General features: G+C 57.0%; 10 protein-coding genes. 4 read left to right on the top strand and 6 right to left on the bottom strand.

The genetic code is table 11. The features are described from left to right. Window positions 1-13: 13 nt before the first annotated feature. The 3 genes from ACYSMN_RS22530 to ACYSMN_RS22520 all read left to right on the top strand — a co-directional run bounded on the left by ACYSMN_RS22530 (window position 14) and on the right by ACYSMN_RS22520 (window position 7,113). Window positions 14-2,734 carry a TonB-dependent receptor gene (locus ACYSMN_RS22530; RefSeq protein WP_488926180.1) on the top strand — a complete coding sequence of 907 codons (2,721 nt, stop codon included), beginning with the start codon at window positions 14-16 and terminating at the stop codon, window positions 2,732-2,734. Between the two features lie 308 nt (window positions 2,735-3,042). Then, the gene (locus ACYSMN_RS22525) at window positions 3,043-5,823 is read left to right on the top strand and encodes a TonB-dependent receptor (protein WP_488926179.1); all 2,781 of its coding nucleotides are present in this window, start codon (window positions 3,043-3,045) and stop codon (window positions 5,821-5,823) included. A gap of 147 nt (window positions 5,824-5,970) precedes the next feature. Beyond that, window positions 5,971-7,113 (top strand): putative sensor domain DACNV-containing protein, encoded by a 1,143-nt coding sequence (locus ACYSMN_RS22520; RefSeq protein ID WP_488926178.1) that lies wholly within the window; start codon window positions 5,971-5,973, stop codon window positions 7,111-7,113. A gap of 12 nt (window positions 7,114-7,125) precedes the next feature. On the opposite strand, the gene ACYSMN_RS22515 is transcribed toward ACYSMN_RS22520, so the two are convergent. The 6 genes from ACYSMN_RS22515 to ACYSMN_RS22490 all read right to left on the bottom strand — a co-directional run bounded on the left by ACYSMN_RS22515 (window position 7,126) and on the right by ACYSMN_RS22490 (window position 12,797). After that, window positions 7,126-7,725: an alpha-ketoglutarate-dependent dioxygenase AlkB family protein gene (locus tag ACYSMN_RS22515; RefSeq protein ID WP_488926177.1), complete on the bottom strand. Its 600-nt coding sequence runs from the start codon at window positions 7,723-7,725 to the stop codon at window positions 7,126-7,128. A 13-nt stretch (window positions 7,726-7,738) separates the two neighbouring features. Continuing rightward, the gene (locus ACYSMN_RS22510; RefSeq protein ID WP_488926176.1) at window positions 7,739-8,461 is read right to left on the bottom strand and encodes a hypothetical protein; all 723 of its coding nucleotides are present in this window, start codon (window positions 8,459-8,461) and stop codon (window positions 7,739-7,741) included. Between the two features lie 139 nt (window positions 8,462-8,600). After that, a complete protein-coding gene (gene kynU / locus ACYSMN_RS22505; RefSeq protein WP_488926175.1) occupies window positions 8,601-9,887 on the bottom strand; it encodes a kynureninase in 1,287 nt (428 codons plus the stop codon). Window positions 9,888-9,914: 27 nt separating this feature from the next. Beyond that, the gene (locus ACYSMN_RS22500; RefSeq protein WP_488926174.1) at window positions 9,915-10,940 is read right to left on the bottom strand and encodes an amidohydrolase family protein; all 1,026 of its coding nucleotides are present in this window, start codon (window positions 10,938-10,940) and stop codon (window positions 9,915-9,917) included. A gap of 27 nt (window positions 10,941-10,967) precedes the next feature. Beyond that, window positions 10,968-12,263, bottom strand: coding sequence for a hypothetical protein (locus ACYSMN_RS22495; RefSeq protein WP_488926173.1), 1,296 nt, complete (start codon window positions 12,261-12,263; stop codon window positions 10,968-10,970). 3 nt (window positions 12,264-12,266) lie between these two features. Beyond that, window positions 12,267-12,797 (bottom strand): 3-hydroxyanthranilate 3,4-dioxygenase, encoded by a 531-nt coding sequence (locus ACYSMN_RS22490; protein WP_488926172.1) that lies wholly within the window; start codon window positions 12,795-12,797, stop codon window positions 12,267-12,269. A 184-nt stretch (window positions 12,798-12,981) separates the two neighbouring features. On the opposite strand from ACYSMN_RS22490, the gene ACYSMN_RS22485 reads away from it, so the two are divergent. Next, window positions 12,982-13,773 carry an SDR family oxidoreductase gene (locus ACYSMN_RS22485; protein ID WP_488926171.1) on the top strand — a complete coding sequence of 264 codons (792 nt, stop codon included), beginning with the start codon at window positions 12,982-12,984 and terminating at the stop codon, window positions 13,771-13,773. The last annotated feature ends 188 nt before the right edge of the window (window positions 13,774-13,961 follow it).

Genomic DNA, 13,961 nt, shown 5'->3' with positions numbered 1-13,961 from the left:
TTTTTGCTTTGATATGAGAATACCTTACTCCCTGTTTCTTTCCTTGCTGCTTTTACTGCTGAGCGCTGGGTCGGCACGAGCACAAGAGGCCTTGAACGTGAGCGGCGTGGTGCAAACCGATACGGGCGAGCCACTACCCGGCGCCACGGTTTTTATCAAAGGCACCTTCATTGGGAGCAGCACCGACCGGGAAGGCAAATTTGAGCTGCGGGCCGACTTTTCTGCCCCTCCGGTAGTGTTGTCGGTGTCGTTTGTGGGCTATGAAACGCGGGAAGTAGCCCTGCGGCAGCCCGACAACGCGGTACAGGTGACACTGAAGCTCAACGCTACGCTCACCAACGAGGTAGTTGCCTCGGCTTCCCGCGTGGAAGAAGGTATTCAGCAAGTCCCCGTGACGGTGGAAAAGCTCAATACCCAACAAGTGGAACGTGTGCCAACTCCCGACCTGCAAGTAGCCCTAAGCCACTACAAGGGCATTGACGTGAACAGCAGCAGCTTGCTGATGAATTCGCTGAGTACGCGCGGCTTCAACTCCGGCAAGTCGGAGCGCCTGATCCAACTCAACGACTATTTCGACACGCAGTCGCCGAGCCTAAACGTGAACTCGGGCAACCTACTGGGTATTCCAGAGTTGGATGTGGAAAGTATAGAGGTGATCCACGGCCCGGCCTCGGCTCTCTACGGTGCCAACGCTTTCAACGGCGTATTGCTCATCAACTCCAAAGACCCTTTCGTGAGTGAGGGCCTGAGCGTGCGCGTACGCGGCGGGCAGCGGAGCTATTTCGATGGCCAGTTGCGCTACGCCAAAAAGCTGGGAGATAGGTTTGCCTTCAAAGTGGTGGGTTCCTACCTGACGGCCGACGACTGGCTGGCTAGCAACTACGACGCTACCAGCACGCTAATCGAGCGCCGCAACAATCCCGAAGGCGTACCGTTTGGCTACGATGCCGTGAACCGTTACGGCGATGTAGGCAACACGTTTGGCACGGGCGCGACTGTACCAGAAGGCCTGCGGGGCCGCACGGTATTCATGCCCGGTTTCACGGAGCAGGAAGTGGTGGCCGACGACGATAAAGCGCGTACCATCCGTATTCAGCCCACAATATCGTATCTGCTTACCGACAACGTCAAGATGACGGTGAGTGGTAATTACTCGCGCGGCACGGCCACCTACCAGAGCAGCGACCGTTACCGGTTCAAGAACTTTGGTGTCAACCAATACCACGGCGAAATCAAAGGGACGCGCTGGTTCCTACGGGGCCAATCGGTGCAGGACTACGGCGCCGACACGTACGATATGAACTTCCTGGGTGCTTTCATCCAGAACTCACCCGTTGCATCTGATGGCACGGGCCTAACGTACGCGCAGACCTATTTCCGCACTTATCTTCTTACGTACGCCTCTACTGGTTCCTACGAGCAAGCCCAGCAGGCCGCTAACGCCACTCAGCTGCGCCCTTCCGATGAGCGTTTTAAGGAACTGCGCAGCCGCATTGCGACCGATGCTACTCCGGGCCGCGGGGCGCGCGTGAATCCTAGCTCACTGCTCAATGAAGGCAACGCGCAGTACAACTTTTTGCTCACGGAAAGCACCGACCTCATTGTGGGGGCCGCGTACCGCAAATTCCGGCTCGGCTCGAAAGGCAATTTGTTTGCCGACGATGATGCCCGAATCCAAAACCACGAACTGGGTGGCTACGCGCAGCTCACGCAGAAGCTGTTTGAGGAGCGTCTGAAGCTAGCCGTAGCTGGCCGCGTCGACGAGTTCAAGAACTTCGACCCTGCTTTCTCGCCTCGCGCCTCGGTGGTATACTCGGCGGGTGCCAGCAAGCAGCACAACTTCCGTGCTTCCTACGGCCGGGCCTTCCGCTCGCCCACTCAGCTCGACCAATTCATCCGCCTCGATGTGGGTCAAATAGTTTTGCTGGGTAACGTAGACAACGGGTTTCAGGGCTACCGCACCGATGTAGCGACACCGGCTACCATTGTGGGCGCGCAAACGAATCCGGCTGTATTAGAGCCCTTTGAATACAACGCCGCCGCCCTGAAGCTGGAGCGTTTGAGTACCTACGAGGTCGGTTATAAAGGCACGCTGGGCGGAAAGCTGGTCGTCGACGTCAACTACTTCCGCTCTTTCTACGATGATTTTATTGGCGCTCAACGCTTCATTGGCAACCGCGACGGTAGTCGTCCCACGGCCCAGCAACTCGGCGCGGAATTGGCGCGGGCTCAGGTGCCCACTTCCCGCCCACCCTTCCAGGAGCCGACCTCCTCGACCCGCGTATTGCAGGTGTGGACCAATGCCAGCCAGAAAGTGCGTACGCAAGGTGCCGCAATCGGTGCGAGCTACAACGCGGTGCTGCCCCTTACGCTCACGGCGAATTATTCACTTAACGTGCTGGACCGTGGCAACCTTCCCGAAGGTTTCCAAACGTTTTTCAACACGCCCAAGCACAAATACAACGTGGGCGCCAACGGCGTAGTGGCGCGCAATCTGAACTACGCCGTAAACTACCGCTGGGCCGAGGGCCACCTCTACGAAACGCCTTTCGCGGTGGGCCAACTCGCCGACTACAGCTCATTGGACGCCTACGTTGGTTATGCCATTTCCAATCTGTCTACCACCGTGCAGGCTGGGGGCTCCAACCTGCTCGACTCCAACAACACCCAAGTGTACGGCGGCCCTAGCATTGGTCGGCTGGTATTCGTCGGCTTGCTAGTGGATATCAAGTAATCATAAATCATACTGCCTGCCGCTCGGCCTGACGCCGCCTCCCTGAATTGGGGGGCGGCGTTTTTCGTGGCCGCTTCTACCAACGGACAACCCGTGCAAAAGCAGTGAGAATACCCTTCTGCTACTTTCGGAAAGCATCCTGTAAGTAGACGCCGCAAACAACATATGACATTTTCAGTAAACCTTTCGTCGCATCTTTCACACCTTATACCCGCTGTTATATGACTTTCAACGAATAGTGCCAAGCTTTCCTTTTGTTGAGCCTAGGTTTGTAGCCTTCCGACCTGCTACTTCTCACCTATTGCCCAATGAAACACGTTTACCCGCCTCTACTGGCGGCCCTACTAGCTCACCAACTAACGCCGGCCAACGCCGCTCCGCTAGGGGGCAGACAACCGCGAAAAGCGACTCACGCTGCCGCAACTCTCACCACCCCAGACACGCCCGAAAAATCTGTTGCTGGCACCATTCTAACCGATAACGGCGAAAGCCTACCCGGCGCCACGGTCTTCATCAAAGGCAGCTTTATTGGCACGAGCACCGACGCCCAAGGCCGATTCAGCCTGGCGCTGGACTTCACGAACGGGCCCGTCACGCTGGTCGTCTCCTACGTGGGCTACGATACCCGCGAAGTGGTAGTGCCGCAAGCCGACAATGCGCTGAGCGTTGGCTTGACGCAGAGCGCCACGCTGCTGAACGAAACCGTCGTATCGGCGTCGCGGGTGGAAGAAAACATCTTGCGCGCCCCCGTAACGGTGGAAAAGCTCTCGACGCGCCAGATAGAGAAGATTTCGACGCCGGAGGTTCTCAACGGTCTAAGCCACTACAAGGGCGTGGACGTAAGCTCGGCCGCTTTGTTGTTTACGAGCGTAAGTACCCGCGGCTTTAATACGGCCAAGTCGGAGCGCCTCATTCAGCTCATCGACTATGCCGATATGCAGCTGCCCACGCTCAATTTCAGCCCTGGCAACCTGGTAGGTATTCCGGAGCTGGACTTGGAGAGCGTAGAAATCATTCACGGGCCGGCTTCGGCTCTGTACGGTTCCAACGCGTTGAGCGGCGTAGTGCTCTTCAATTCCAAAGACCCTTACGTGTACGAGGGCCTGAGCGCGCGCTTGCGGGGCGGCGAGCGAAGCTTCCTGGACGGCCAGTTGCGCTACGCCAAAAAGCTGGGCGACAAGTGGGCCATCAAGGTTAATGGCAGCTATTTCACGGCCAAAGAATGGCTGGCGCGCAACTATGACACCGGCCCCTTCTCGCGCAATACCGCCGGTTCGCCGCTCGGCTACGATGCCGTGAACCGCTACGGTGAGGTCCCTAATACGTACTCGCCGGCCCAGAACGTGCCCGGTGTCTTCGAAGTAAGCCCGGAGCTCTACGGCAAAACGGTGTACATGCCTGGCTTTACGGAAACCGAGATGCTAGGCAATGACGACCATACGCGGGGCTACCGAGTGCAGGGCAGCTTGTCGTACCTCATCAAAAACGACCTGAAGGCCACCGTAGAAGTAAAGCGCGCGGAAGGCTCTTCTATCTACCAGAACTTGTCGCGCATTCGGGCGAAGGGTCTGGGTGTGAACCAGTACCGCGCCGAGCTGAAAAACACCCGCGGCTTTTTGCGGGCCTACTCCACCGAAGATTTCAGCAAAGACTCCTACGACTTAATCTTCCTGGGCAACAACCTGCAATTGTCGCCTACTGCCGAAGGCAGCCAAGCCAGCTACGCGCAAACGTATTTCGTGGCGTATAACGAAGCCTACAAGCAAGCCCGAGGCGCTGGCGCCAACCCCGACCAGGCATTGGCCTTGGCGCAGGCGGCGGCGGGCAACTTCCAACTCAAGCCTTCCGACCCACGTTTCGCCACTCTGCGCAAGCAGTTGCAAGGCAGTAACGACCTCACGCAGGGTGCGCGCATAGGGTTTAATTCGTTTCTGAACGACGTGAGCGGCCAGTATAGCTTCCGGCTGTTGACAGGCATGGAACTGACGGCCGGCGCCGCCTACCGCGAATATCGCCTCGACAACAGCGGGCGGTTCTTCGTGCCTGAAGCCGACGGCCAGCGCATCCACAACTACGAGTACGGCGGCTATGCACAGCTCACCCAACAGCTCCTCGACGACCACCTAAAGCTGGCGCTAGCCGCTCGGGTCGACAATTTCAAGAACTTCGACCCCGCCGTGTCGCCGCGCGCGTCGGCCGTGTTCACGCTGGGCGCCGACAAGCAGCATAACTTCCGCGCCAGCTACGGCAGCGCCTTCCGCAGCCCCTCGCAGGTAGAGCAGTACTCGCAGGTAGATGGCGCCTCCATTTTTCTGCGCGGCAACCTCGGCAGCGGCTACCAGGGCTACACCGTTTCCAACCCCGACGGGGTGCCGCTTGGCGCACCGGGCGTGCCGCTCTCGTCGTTTGAATTCAATGCCGAGCGGCTCAAGCTGGAGCGCGTAAACACGTTTGAAGTAGGCTACAAAGGCCTCGTGGCCCCCAAGCTTTACCTCGACGTCAATTACTACCTCAACTACTACCAAGATTTCATCGGCGGTTCGCCCTTCATCGGCAACGTGGATGGCAGCCGGCCTACCCCGCTGCAATTAGGCGCAGGCCAGTTGGCCAACTTTGGCCCCGGCCAATCTACGCGCCTCATGTACGTGTTCTACAACAACAACCGTACGCTCCGCACCCAAGGCACTGCCGCCGGCCTCACCTACTACGCCACGCGGGCCCTACACCTGACGGGCAACTACACGCTGAACGTGCTCGACGATTCGGATTTGCCCAAGGGCTTCCAAACGTTCTTCAACACGCCTAAGCACAAGTACAACGTAGGCGCCGAAGGTCTTGTGGGCTCTGCCTTCCGCTACAGCGTGAATTACCGCTGGGTGCAGGGCCACTTGCAAGAAACGCAGTTCGCCACCGGCCGCATCAATGACTACCGCACCGTTGATGCCTACCTAGGATACGCACTGCCCAAGGCGTTTGCGACGGTGCAGGCGGGCGTTTCCAACCTCTTCAACAGCACCAACGTGCAAGTGTACGGTGGCCCTAGTATTGGCCGTATTGGCTATTTGGGCTTGCTGATTGACGTTAAGTAGATCTTGCTCGCTAGTTGAGCAACAACGCTCTGTGCTAACAATAAAGGCCAGCTTCTTCACGAAGCTGGCCTTTGTTGTTTTTGGGGAAGCACGGCTTACCAGCTAGGTAGATGTAATTTGCGCCGCCTACTAATGGCCCCTCGATCTATGCTCTCCGAACCCACCTACTTAGCGGCCCGCATGGTGGCTCCCGCCATTGAAGCGCACTTTGCGCAGCACCAGATGGCAGCCAGCCAGCGCGGCGACGACCCGCTGCTGGCGCCGCTACCGGCAACGGCCGTTACTGAAGCTATTATTGATGCTGCTTTCTGGGCTAGCCTGCGCCGGGAAGAAGGGCGACCACCCAAAATATCCCTGGTTCTGCTGCCGCCCAGCCATACCGCTCAGCCCCTGGTATTTGGGCATCGGCGGCGACTCACGCCGCAGAATCTCATCAAGTTGGCTCCGGCCGTAGAGCAGCCGGGCACTCACTTAGGTGTGTGGCACGATCAGGAAGGCTTGTACGTATGGGGCTCCATCACAAACGTGCCGCCGTTGTGCTTCGTGCTGGAAGTCGTGGAACCCGGCTTGCTGGTAATCAAGCACCGCCGGGCCGATGGGTTCGGTAAGTTCATCAACGTGGCCATCTTGCGGGGCGACCAAATCCAGGTGGTAGACGAGGACAACCTAGGCGCCGCTGACCAGCCTCCGCTTCGCAGCTCGTTGCTGGAATTGCTGCTTCCGCCCGACGATGACGCTGACAACATCTTGGTGGAGTTGGCCGCCGCCATGCGCGCCCACGGCCGTGGTGGCTTGGTCCTGGTAGTGCCTCCAGATTCCGAGCAGTGGCAGGCATCCATTGTGCAGCCCATGAGCTACGAGGTAGTACCCTCTTACACGAACATCGCGGACTTACTGCGCCAAAAGAACCAGAACAAAAACAGCCTCGAATGGCAACAAGCTTTATTGCACGCCATTGACATTGTGGGTGGCTTTACGGCCGTAGATGGAGCCACCGTTATCACGCAGGAGTATCATTTACTGGCTTTTGGCGCGAAAGTAACCCGCGCCGCCGACGGCGCGCCGGTAGAGCAGCTCGTCGTAACGGAACCAGTGGTGGGCAATGAGGCGCAGAAAATACACCCGGCCCAGAATGGTGGCACCCGGCACTTAGCCGCCGCCCAGTTTGTGCACGACCAGCACGACTCGTTGGCCCTGGTAGCATCGCAGGATGGTTACTTCACGGTATTTTCTTGGTGCGAAGAGTTGAGCATGGTGCACGCCCACCGCATTGATGTGCTTCTGCTGTAAAGCCACTGGAACCTAGCGAGGCACAATGTAGCGGAACGTCAGGTTGAGGCGCGGCCCAACGGGACGTGCGGTTTTAGGCACGGCGTGCAGCCAGCGCTGCTGCGTAGGGCCGCGCATTACGAGCAGGCTCCCGCCCGTCAGATCCAACGAAACCGGCTCGTGCGGCGTGCGGTGCGGGTCGCGGGGGCGCAGCCGAAACCGACGGGTGTGCCCGAGGCTCACGGACGCAATACTAGGTGTGGGGCCTAGCTCCGGCTCGTTGTCGGCGTGCCAACCCATGCTGTCTTGGCCAGTGCGGTAGAGATTGAGCAGGACGCTATTGAATGTGGTGCCGGTAGCCGCTTCTACCTGCTGCCGCAACTGCTGCAATGCCGGCACCCAAGGTTGCGGCTCTAATGCAAGGCCAGAATACTGATAACGCGCCGCAGGGTCGCCGTGCCAGGCCGTGAGACGCGGCTGCATTACTTCCTTACCGAAAAGAATAACGGGCTCTTGCTGCCAGGCAATCGTTTCGGTGAGTTCGGCTAGCAGAGAAACGGCAACGGAAGGCGCAAGAAACTGCGGGTCGAGCAACACCTCCGCATCAGGCAAATCAAGCAACGTTAGAGGCACGAGGCAGGCTGAATTATTGAACCATACCAGGGAGATGGGTTGCCGCTAACCGCCAGATCACCAACATAATGACAAGGCAAATGAGCATAGCCGGCAACCATTGCCGACTCACGTAAGGCCGCGGGCCAACGTAGCGGGGCCAGAAGTAAAGCAAATAAGCCAATATGGCTATCAGGTTAACGGCCACGCTGAAAATTTGCATTTGCTGGCCGTACGATGTCATTAGCCACTCCAAGCCATACTTGGCAGCCAGCAAAAACCCCACAATAAATAGCACAAGCCGGATGGCTTTGCCTGACTCCTTTAGCCGGAACATATTGAGCACCATCAGGATGCCACCAGCCAGAAAGGAAAACAGCATCGAAAACAGCACGATGGTTCCCGGAGAGTAAAGTGCGGGCCCTTCGGCTGCCGTCGGCAATAGGGGCACGCCATCCGTTGCTACCGGCTGCACAGTATCGGCTGCTCGAGTCTGCTGCGCTTGCCGCTGCTGCTCCACTAAGGGCTGCAACTCCGCCCGAATGCTGGCGGCTTCGGGCTGCTGCTGCCCCCGCCGATCTAGCTCGTCGAGAGCGGCCAGCACGGCATCCTCCCGGTACTCGGCGCGGTTGCGCACGTAGAGGAGCAGTTCAGGCAGGGTTTTGCGGCTCATTTTCTCCGCGTACTCTTCAGGCATGGCGCTGAAATCAAAAAGTAAACCATCGAAGGTCGGTAGTACAACGGAAAACAGCGCCATCTAAGAAATGATGCCCGAAATGTTACACGATATCCAACGGCCGGAATCCCTACTTAGCACCTCACGTTAACTTAAGTATTGTAGTTTATTTAGCCTGAGGTAATGGAAAGACCGGAAACAGATCAAACTTATTACCTGCCTACTGACGGGCCGATTCTGCCAGCGCTGCTCCTACACGCTGTACATCCTGAAACGAGTTGTAGAGCGGCACCGGCGCCAGCCGAATAACGTTGGGCTCACGCCAGTCGGCAACAATGCCTTGCACCGCCAAAAAGTCGAATAGCTCCCGCCCCTTTTGGTGCACCAGCACCGACAACTGGCAGCCACGCGCCGCCGGGTCCGGCGGCGTAATGATTTCGAGCGTCGTGGCAGGCAGGTCCAGTCCCCGAATTAAGAACTCCAGGTAGGCCGTGAGCTGCTCACTTTTGCGGCGTAGCACGGCCATACCTCCAGCTTCTTCTACCAAGGCCAAGGCAGCTCGGTGAATGGCCATTGGAAAGATTTGGGCGTTGGAAAGCTGCCAGCCCGCCGCACCATGCATGGGTCGAAAGCCTTTTTTCATCTGAAACCGGTCGGACGGGTCGTGGCCCCACCACCCCGCCAGGCGCGGCAAGTCGGGCCGGTTGGCGAACCGCTCGTGTACGTACACTCCGCTCGTGCCGCCGGGGCCAGAATTGAGATATTTATAAGTGCACCAGCAAGCAAAATCCACGTCCCACTCGTGCAGGTGCAATTCCAGGTTGCCGGCGGCATGAGCTAAATCGAAGCCCACGGTAGCGCCTACGGCGTGCCCCGCCTGGGTAATAGCCGCCATATCAAAAGCCTGACCTGTATAGTAATTCACGCCACCTATAATAATGGTCGCCAGTGAATCGCCTAGCTCCTCGATTTTAGCCTCAATATCTTCTGTACGTAGGGTATGCTCGCCCGGCCGAGGCACTAATTCTACAATAGCATCTTCGGGAGTGTAGCCGTGCAATTTCACCTGGCTTTCCAGCGCGTACTGGTCCGACGGAAACGCGCCGCCTTCCATCAGCACTTTATAGCGGCTAGCCGTAGGACGGTAGAACGAAATTAGGAGCAAGTGCAGGTTGGTGGTCAGGTTGTTCATCACCACCACTTCCACCGGTTTGGCACCCACTAGGCGGGCCGTAGCATCGGTTAGGGTTTCGTGGTAATGCATCCAGGGCGAAGTACCATGAAAATGCCCTTCCACTCCTAGCCGTTCCCAGCCTTCAAATTCCTGCTCAACGGCTGCACGGGCTGCTTTCGGCAGCAACCCCAGCGAATTACCGCACAAATACACACTCTCTCGACCATCGGGGCCCAGTGGAATGTGGAAACGGGAGCGGAAGCAGCGCAACGAGTCTTGCGCATCAAGCTGGGCAGCGAAATCCGAAGTGGGCTCAAAAGTGGTAGTGCTCATCAAAGGCAAAGATAGATGGCCCAATGGCTATCGACCCGCCAGAATTTGGGCCACTTCTGGCTTGTGCAGGCCCAACCAATCCAAGGCATTTTGCCCCAGCATTTGGGCTTTCACGTCGTCGCTAAAAGGCATAGATTTAATCAATTCTCCGGGTGTCATCTCTCCTAGCGGAAAAGGATAATCAGTGCCCAGCGTAATTTTATCGGCGCCTAGGGTCTTTACCAGGTAGTCGAGCATCAGCGGATCGTGAACCAGCGAGTCAACCCAAAACCGGCCCAGATACTCGCGCGGGTTCACGTTGTTATCGACGGCGCATAGATCGGGGCGCACCTGGAAACCGTGCTCGATGCGGCCAATGGTGCTGGCGAAGGTACCGCCGCCATGAGCCACAGCTACACGTAGCTTAGGCAGCCGTTCTAATACGCCGCCAAACACCAAAGAGCAGAGAGCCAAGGTGCTTTCGGCCGGCATACCCACCAGCCAGGGCAGCCAATACTTGGGCATTTTCTGCTGGGCCATCATGTCCCAGGGATGAATGAATACGCAAGCGCCCAGCTCCTCAGCGGCCGCAAACACCTCGAAGAGTTCCGGCGCATCGAGGTTCCAATCGTTGATGTGAGAGCCTATCTGAATGCCGGCCAACCCAATTTTCATGCAGCGTTCCAACTCTCGCACGGCCATATTAGGGGCCTGCATCGGTAGGGTGCCCAGGCCTACAAAGCGCGTAGGATAACGCCGCACCACATCGGCGATATGGTCATTAAGCAACTGGCTCAGATCCAGCACATCCAACGGTTTAGCCCAGTAGCTGAACATCACGGGCACGGTGCTCAGCACTTGCACCTGCACTCCAAACTGGTCGTACTCCCGCATGCGCACCTGCGGGTCCCAGCAATTGTCTTGAATCTCGCGGAAAAACTTGTCGTCCTGCATCATGCGGGCGCAACAAGGCTTGTGGTGCTCCAGCCGGATAAAGCCGCCATAGCCGTACCGTTCGCGCAGGTCAGGCCACCGCTCCGGCAGAATGTGGGTGTGAATATCGACGCTAAGCACAGGTGAAAAGCGGCCTGGTAAGGCTAGTTAGTATTTGAGCGTGAAGAAATTGCCAAAGTAGCTTTTGGCCGTGGTATTATCCCATTGCAAAGTACCGGCACCGTATTGCCACGTTTGCCACAGGTTCAACAGAATACCTAGTATTAGCACCCCGCGCAAAAGCCCGTAGCGAGTAGGGCTGTGTACTCTTGCTTGTACCAATAGGCTCGCCAGGGCCAGGGCCAGTAGTGGGTAGAGGCTGATGAGCGGCCGCGCACTGAAGCCGCCGCCGTACCACCATTGCTCCCAGCTAAAGGTAACGTATACGACCAGTATTACCGTCGTCAAAACGGGTAGCCACGCTACCACAAGTTGCCGGCGCAGTCCCAACCCGATTCCTAACAGCGCCACACCCGCCAGAGGCGTATACAACAGCCACCCCTTGCGGAAACTGAACAGTCCCTCTAACAGATGCGGATGCGCGAAGTCAAATTGTTCGTGCTGGTACGTGTAGAGCAGCCAGTGCCCGGTGGCCTCATGCCAAAACAGCAATTGCAATCCTACCACCGCGCCAAACAGCAACCCAGCCAGCAGTAACTGTCCTCTGTAGCTCCACCACAACGCCGGCCGGCGCCGAAGCTCTACGCTGGAACTGATGCCCCAAAGCAATGGCACCAGTACATAGAGGATTTCGGTAGGGCGCGTAAGAACGGCCAGTCCCAGGAACAGACCGATGCCCATTATAAAGCGTAGCCGAAACGTTTCGAACCAACGGGCGGTGCAATAAAGTAGCGCAGCTTGCCACAAAAATAGTGGTGCATGAGCCATAGCTGCCTCCAAACTAGCATAACAGAATAGGTTGGTGCCCAGCCCCACGGCGGCTAGGGTCCACGTGGTGGTACGGTCGTCGAAGTAGCGGCGCAGCAGCTGGGCCAGCACCAGTAATCCGAGCAGGGCGTGCGCTAAACCAGCTACCATAATAATTTGCTGGTAGGGGCGCGCAAAACCATCCTGCGGGTACCCAGCTTGGCCGGCATAAAAGTGCGCCCCCAGAAACCACGGCACATCGGCCAAGGCCACTCCTAGCGGATACTTTGTAATGTAACCGCCATGTGGCAGTGCAACTAGCCCAATATTTACTTCCGAGCCCGGTTTGTATTTCTGCTGTAGAGCTACGAGAGAGTCGGCGCGGGCTAAATTGTGGTACACGAAAACAGACGGGAGGTACACATAATAACCGCCAGGGTCTGAACCAAAAACCTCTAGCGGCTTCCAGCGCCGATCCTGAAACATGAGCAGTGCTGCCAGCCCAACAATGAGTAGCAGCAGGTAATATACCCGCATTGATTATGAGGTTACCGGTGCGGGCGGCGGCATTACGGTACCACATACCTGGCACGTGCGTTTCTGCTCATCTTGCCAAAAAGCGTTCATGATGGGCGGCAGTTGACTCACGATGTCCGTGATTTCAGCAAATTCTTCATGCAGCTTGTTGCCACAGTTTTCGCAGTACCATTGGAAGCCATCCAACTCGCCAGCTGTGCGGTAGCGCTCTAGGACCAGCCCCACCGAACCCGCTGGGCGACGGGGTGAGTGTGGTACCCGCGGTGGTAGCAGGAACATTTCCCCGGCTTTTATTTCGATGTCCACTGGCTTGCCGTCCTCAATGATCTTCACTACGATGTCGCCCTCGATCTGTAAAAACAATTCTTCGCCCTCATCGAAGTGATAATCTTTGCGAGCATTAGGTCCGCCAACTACCATTACAATAAAATCCTGGTTGTCTTTGAAAACTTGCTGATTACCAACGGGCGGCTTGAGCAAGTGCCGGTGTTCATCAATCCACTTTTGGAAGTTGAAAGGACGGGCAACAGCCATAACGAAGGGTAGTTGGGTGAGAAAAAATAGGCTAGCCAAATGCAAGGCAGCGTGGCCGAACTTACGCAAAAGCTGCACGAATCTCTAGTGCGCAGGTTTTGACAATAAGCAGGTGAGCCAAGCTTGTACAGTTCTCAGGCAGGTATTTTACTTAGTTTTGACCTTTCACTCAGCTATCAATCTTGTGGATTTCAACCTTTTTTCCCAACGTGCCCTAGTCGGCGGTAGTACCCAAGGCATTGGCCGGGCCGTAGCTGTAGAGTTAGCTCGCCTGGGAGTCACCGTTACGCTGCTAGCCCGCGACGAAATCCGCCTGCGCGAGGTTGCGACTGCTCTACCTACGCCCCGGGGTCAAGCCCACGACTATTTAGTCGCCGACTTCTCCAAACCTGCTATCCTAGCACAACGCCTGCAAGAATATCTGTCTGCGCATCCAGTAGGCTTTGATATACTCGTTAATAACACCGGTGGCCCCGCGGGTGGCCCCATTCTCGAGGCATCCATCGAGGCTTTCCGAGCCGCCTTCGAGCAGCATCTTATCTGCAACCATCTGCTGGCCCAGGCTGTGGTGCCCGCCATGCAACAACGCAAGCGCGGGCGTATCATCAACATTATCAGCACTTCGGTGAAACAGCCGCTGCCAGGCCTAGGAGTTTCTAATACCATTCGGGGTGCCGTAGCCAGCTGGGCCAAAACTTTAGCCAACGAGCTAGGCCCATACGGTATTACTGTAAACAACGTGCTACCGGGCGCCACCGTTACCCAACGCCACACCTCCCTCATCGAAAAGAAAGCAGCGCAGACTGGGCAAGCCACTTCTGAAATAGAAGCTACCATGCGGATGCTAATTCCAACTGGCCGCTTTGGGCAGGCCGAAGAGGTAGCAGCGGCCGTAGCGTTTCTAGCCTCTGGCGCGGCGGCCTACATCACGGGCATCAACGTGCCCGTCGATGGCGGGCGCACAAGCAGCTTATAAGACCTTCCGTTGCTGTTGAGCTTGTTTTAATTAGGACTGTATACACTTTGAATGAGCTAATTGACTGCATTACACTTTTGCTGTCAGCAATTCATCATTCAGCTAGTTGGCAGGTCAATACTGAGCTATCTAACTTACTTTTGCAGACTTTCCATCCTGCCTATTTGCGCTTTGGTACACATTGAGAA

The organism is Hymenobacter sp. M1-2, assembly GCF_057808495.1.
Note: the sequence above shows the minus strand (reverse complement) of the source record. Positions and strands in the feature narration are given on the sequence as shown.

Bases quoted from the DNA above. Each gene is read 5' to 3' on its own strand.
- ACYSMN_RS22490 (WP_488926172.1), bottom strand. From the start codon at position 12,797: ATGGCTGTTGCCCGTCCTTTCAACTTCCAAAAGTGGATTGATGAACAC.
- ACYSMN_RS22520 (WP_488926178.1), top strand. From the start codon at position 5,971: ATGCTCTCCGAACCCACCTACTTAGCGGCCCGCATGGTGGCTCCCGCC.
- ACYSMN_RS22495 (WP_488926173.1), bottom strand. From the start codon at position 12,263: ATGCGGGTATATTACCTGCTGCTACTCATTGTTGGGCTGGCAGCACTG.
- ACYSMN_RS22525 (WP_488926179.1), top strand. From the start codon at position 3,043: ATGAAACACGTTTACCCGCCTCTACTGGCGGCCCTACTAGCTCACCAA.
- kynU (WP_488926175.1), bottom strand. From the start codon at position 9,887: ATGAGCACTACCACTTTTGAGCCCACTTCGGATTTCGCTGCCCAGCTT.
- ACYSMN_RS22510 (WP_488926176.1), bottom strand. From the start codon at position 8,461: ATGGCGCTGTTTTCCGTTGTACTACCGACCTTCGATGGTTTACTTTTT.
- ACYSMN_RS22530 (WP_488926180.1), top strand. From the start codon at position 14: ATGAGAATACCTTACTCCCTGTTTCTTTCCTTGCTGCTTTTACTGCTG.